The following is a 5062-nucleotide window of genomic DNA, read 5'->3' as shown; positions in this document are numbered from 1 at the left end:
CATCGCGAAATTTTTTTCAGATTAATGCATAATATGCACTGAAATTAGCACTTATCACTTTCAGTCAAAATTGCTGGGGTCAAAACCTTGACTATTGATTTAAAGTACCCCGGTTTTTTTATGACCCTTTTTTGCCTTTTCCGTAAGCTTTCTGTTTTTCCTTGACCGTGAAACCGATTTTTGTTTTTGATTTTTCAGGCGGTGCCATGAGTTGGCGAATCGCATCGAATATCAAGGAAATTTTTTCGTCATGATCTTTCAGATTCATCTCCAGTTCCGAAAGCTTTTTAGCCAGTTCTTTATGAGTTGATAATATCCGGCGGAGTCTTAAGAAGGCCCTCATAATCTCGATGTTGACTTCAATGGCTCTATCACTGTTAAGTATGCTGGATAACATCGCGACGCCTTGTTCGGTAAACGCCCGGGGTAATACCGAAGAGTGTTTAAGTCTTTGCAACCGGTCACAATTTGTGACCAGTTCATCTTTTTCCATCCTTGTCAGACGAAAAGTGAAATCCGAAGGGAACCTTTTTTCGTTTCTCGACACCGCCTGGTTTAACGCTTTCGTCGTGACGCCATATAGCGAGGCCAAGTCGGCATCAATCATAACTTTCTGGCCACGAATAAAAAGGATTGCCATTTCGATGCGCTCAACTGGATATGCCAAACTTTTTGCTGTTTTTACCATACCTGCACCAATCAGCTATGTTTTTAGTTGTACCAGGCTATGCAATTGTATTTTAAAAAAACCTCAACTCATTATCTGAGAAAAGGGGTTTTTGCCAGCATAAATAATTTTCCATTTATCTGTGGTTTGAACGGATACGATGATAATTTAAAAATTGGTAGTTCATAACCTGATAATAATCAAGAATATTTATTGATTAGCCTGAAAGAAAGCGTTAATCCGTCCGGTGCGCTTTTCCCAGGGCGGCCGGGGCGGTCCCGGTGAATATTCGCAGGATTGTTTTTTTCCAACTGCTGCCGTCCGCCCAGCTTAAAATGGATTCCTTCTGTGCAAGGTGCATCAGGACCAGGGTAAAAATCATGAGCGGAAACGGCGCAACCTGGAACACCTGGGCCGGAATGGAGGGGAGCCACCCCTGGAGGTAGATGCCGAGAACCTGCAGAAAAGAAAAAAGGTAGGCTCCCAAGGCAGCCTTGACCGGGTTCCAGCCGCCGAAAATCACCAGCGCCAGGGCGATCCAGCCGGTTCCCTCGGCGCCCTGGGGACGTCCCCATCCCTGTTTGGTCGACAGCGAAAAAGTCGCTCCCGCCAGCCCCACCAGCATTCCGCCGCAGATGGCATATAACATCTGCAGGCGTTGGGGTGGGATGCCCCGGGCAAATGCGGCCTGGGGGTGTTCGCCCACGGATCGCAGCTCAAGGCCCAGGGGGGTGCGATACAGATACCACCAGGTTAGAGCGATGAGCATCAGGCTCAGATAGACCGGAAGATTGTGGCTGAAAAAAACCGGGCCGAAAAACGGCGCCTGATCCAGAAAGGGGATGGGGTGTAGCGCAACCTGGGGGCCATGGATGCGGGCATAGGGGTTGCCGAGGAAATAGGCCAGATCGCGGGTCATCAAGGTCAGGACAAAACCGACCGCCACCTGGGACTGGCCCAGGTAGATGCTGAAGACGGCCACGGTCGCTGCTGTCAGCGCGCCCACAAGGGCGGCTGCAAGGAAACCCAGCATCAGGCTGTTGGTTTCAGAGGCCACGGCAAAGGCCGTCATGGCGCTTAAAAGGATGGAACCGTCAAGGGACAGGTTGATTAATCCGGCCCGTTCCGTAATGGTTTCCCCCAGGGTTGCCAGAACAATGGGAGCGGCGCCGGCGACAACACCGGCCAGCAGAACGGTTAAATGCAGTTCATTCATGGGGGGAAGTTTCCTTTCGCTCTTTGGTGCGCAAGCGCCAGGCATGCACGGCCAGGGCCGCCAATACCAGCGACCCCTGAATCACGCCGCTTAAAGAGGAGTCCAGCTGGAGCATCATCGGCAGCTGGATGCTGCCTGTATTCAGACAGGCGAAAAAAAAGGCGACCGCCGGGGCCGCCCAGATGTTGTAGTTGGAAAGCATGACCACCAGCAGCGCCAGATATCCGTAGTTGCTGGAAATGGCCGGCAGCAGGCGATGATACACGCCGGTCACCTGGATGTTTCCGGCAAGCCCGGCAAAGCCGCCGGCAAAGAGCATGGCGATGAGCATATAGCGGTCCGGTTTGAGCCCGAAAAGATAGGCTGCGGCAGAATTGTTTCCGATGGCTTTTAAATTTAAACCGATGCGGGTATAGCGAAGCAGCAGGGCTGTCAGGATTACGGCCAGCAAGACGAAAGAGAGACCCATTGGCGAGAGCTTCAGCGTCGACGTGTGGGTCAGCCACAGACCTTGCGGAAACAGTTCGGTGCCGCTCATGGACGCAATTCCCGGTCGCTTCCAGGGGCCGAAGATCAGCCACAGGATGATTCCCTGGGCTACAAAATTTAGACCGAGACCGGCAAATATCTCATTAACCCCTCCCCTGGTTTTTAAATATCCGGCCAGCAGCGCCCACAGGGCCCCGCCGGCAGCGCCGGCAACAAAGGAGAACCCCAAGATCAGCGGCGGCATGTCGTCATGGAGTCCCAACCGAAGTGCTGCGGTCGTAAAGACAGCGCCCATCATTACCTGGCCTTCAATACCGATATTCCAAAGGCCGATCCTGAAGGTGAACAGCAATCCGCAGGCGCAAAGCGTCAGGGGAGTCCAGGCTTTGATAACATGGGAAAATTTACTCCAGGATCCCAGGGCGCCCATGAAAATATGATAGTAGGCCGACAAGGGAGGGGCCTTGGCCAGCAGCAGAACAAGCGTGGTAAAAACAAATACGATGGTCAGGGCAAAAGCAAGATCCCGCAGGAATTTAATCAATTTTTTGGGGTCATAAAGTCGACGACGCTTAAAAATCCCTCCCGGCCTCCCTTTATCAAAGGGAGGAGTTCCGGCGAGGCGTGGTCCCCCCTTTGTGAAAGGGGGGCGAGGGGGGATTTTTTTGAAGAAATTCATTGTCAGACCTTGCCCGCAACCGCACGGCCCAGCGCCTGGATATCGATATCTTCGGTTTTAACATCTTTAACCACACGGCCGTTAAAAAAAACCAGAACCCGCTGGGCAACCGTCAGGATATCTTCCAGCTCCGGAGAAGAAAAAATGATGCCGGTATCTTGGGAACAATAGGCTTGAAGGTACTGCCAGACCCACCGGGCGGATTCCAGGTCAAGGCCCCGGGTGGGATTGTCAAGGAGAAGGAGCTGTGGGTTTTCGGGCAAAAAAGAAAGCAGCAGACGCTGCTGATTACCGCCTGACAAGGATTGAACAGGCGTTTCCGGCGTTGCCTTGATGTGAAACTTGTTGATTTGTTTTTCGGCAAGTTGCCGGGCTTCCTGCCAGGGAACCCAAAACGAACGGGCACGCTGTTGCAGGGCGAAATGCTCCGTGAGGTTCATATCGGTTACCATGCCTTCCTCCAAACGCGAGGCGGGCATGTAAGCAACCCCGGCATGTTTGAAAAAATGGTATCCTTTTCGGTTGACGTTTTTTCCGCCCAGATAGACCGAACCGGACAGAGGCGGTTGCAGCCCACAGAGAACCCTTAAGAAAATGCTCTGGCCGCTACCTTCCAGGCCGGCCAGACCCAGGACTTCGCCCCGGTTTATGACCACATCGCATTGCCGCAGACCGGTGCGTCCTCCCATGGCGGAAACACCGCGCAGCGCCAGCAACTCCTGGTTTGATGAAGCGCCCCTGCAGACCGGCGGAGTCGGCGGGGCGTCAAACATCATCTCCAGCAGGGTGGAAGTATCCAGGGGCGCATTTATTTCTCCGGTGACAGCCCCCTGTCGGAGGACGGTTACACGGTCACACAACGCTTCAACATCTTCCAATTTGTGGGACACCAGAATGATGCTTTTAGCTTCCGTCGTTAATTTTTGCAGCGCTCTGAAAAGGATTTCTTTCTGGATTCCGGATATGCCGGAGGTGGGTTCATCCAGGATTAACACGCGACAACCCAAAGACAGCAGCCGGATGATTTCAAGCTGCTGCCGCTCGCCGACGGTCAGGCTGCTGACGGCAGCTTCGGGCGAGAGCGAAAAGTTCAAGCGTTCGCAAAGCTGTATGAACTGATCTTTAAAATGGCGGCGGCGGTTGATGAATCCGCGGGACTGCCCCAGCATGAAATTGTCCAACGCAGCAAGCTGGGGAAAGTCCAGGGGATCCTGATACAACATGCCGATTCCCAGGCGGGATGCCTGGGCGGGAGTTGCGTAGGTGACCGACGAGCCGTTGATTAAAATGTTGCCATCAGTTTTTCGGATGTACCCCGCCAGGATTTTCATCAGGGTACTTTTGCCGGCGCCGTTTTCACCCAGGATGCCATGGATCGTTCCCGGTGCAACCGTCAGCGAGATGCCGTTATTGGCCCTGACAGGTCCGTAATGTTTGTGGATATCTCGAAATTCAATCCACATCTTTCACGGGTCCATTCAATCTTTCTTTGATGGATAATTGTCCGTACACATGACGAATGCGCTGAGTGAAACTTCTTAATTTAATTGGCGTTTCAATTGTTTCCATCGTTTGTCCATTTGTCCAACGTCTTAGACATCATCTATAGACGCGAAGCGGCAGTCTGGTGGATACCGTGTTGTATGCCCGCATGGGCGTGAACTTATGGGGTGAAAGTCCCTCGGCTACACGATTAGCAGAAAAGCCGTATTCGTCAAGCATAGCAGATAGCGTTATAGTCCACGCTGTTTGAACCATTCGTGGCGCAAAATTGGACGCCCGCGCCTGACGGGCGACCACGTTCAAAGCATAGAATCATCACAGTAGTTGCTTGTCAATGATCGATGCGAGCAGTGTCGTCAATAGTGGCGCGAGGATCCTTAGGGACCACTCATTTATTAAATAACATTAAATAGGGCTAACTAAATCAATTTAAAAATATCAACTTAAGCATGAAAGCGCCTGTAAATAAAAGTCATACAATAATCAGAAATCTTGTCATAGTGAGAAT

4 protein-coding genes are annotated in these 5062 nt (G+C 51.9%); all 4 read right to left on the bottom strand.

Annotated elements, in window-relative coordinates; translation table 11 throughout:
• Positions 1–118: 118 nt before the first annotated feature.
• A complete protein-coding gene (locus P1P89_22130) occupies positions 119–688 on the bottom strand; it encodes an ORF6N domain-containing protein (protein ID MDF1594218.1) in 570 nt (189 codons plus the stop codon).
• Between the two features lie 214 nt (positions 689–902).
• A complete protein-coding gene (locus tag P1P89_22125; protein MDF1594217.1) occupies positions 903–1883 on the bottom strand; it encodes an ABC transporter permease in 981 nt (326 codons plus the stop codon).
• Positions 1876–2916: an ABC transporter permease gene (locus P1P89_22120; GenBank protein MDF1594216.1), complete on the bottom strand. Its 1041-nt coding sequence runs from the start codon at positions 2914–2916 to the stop codon at positions 1876–1878. The genes P1P89_22125 and P1P89_22120 overlap by 8 nt, the downstream gene beginning before the upstream one ends.
• Positions 2917–3053: 137 nt before the next feature.
• Complete coding sequence (locus tag P1P89_22115) at positions 3054–4514, bottom strand: sugar ABC transporter ATP-binding protein (GenBank protein ID MDF1594215.1); 1461 nt, start codon at positions 4512–4514, stop codon at positions 3054–3056.
• Positions 4515–5062 lie beyond the last annotated feature (548 nt).

This window comes from Desulfobacterales bacterium, assembly GCA_029211065.1.
Lineage (GTDB): Bacteria > Desulfobacterota > Desulfobacteria > Desulfobacterales > JARGFK01 > JARGFK01.
Note: the sequence above shows the minus strand (reverse complement) of the source record. Positions and strands in the feature narration are given on the sequence as shown.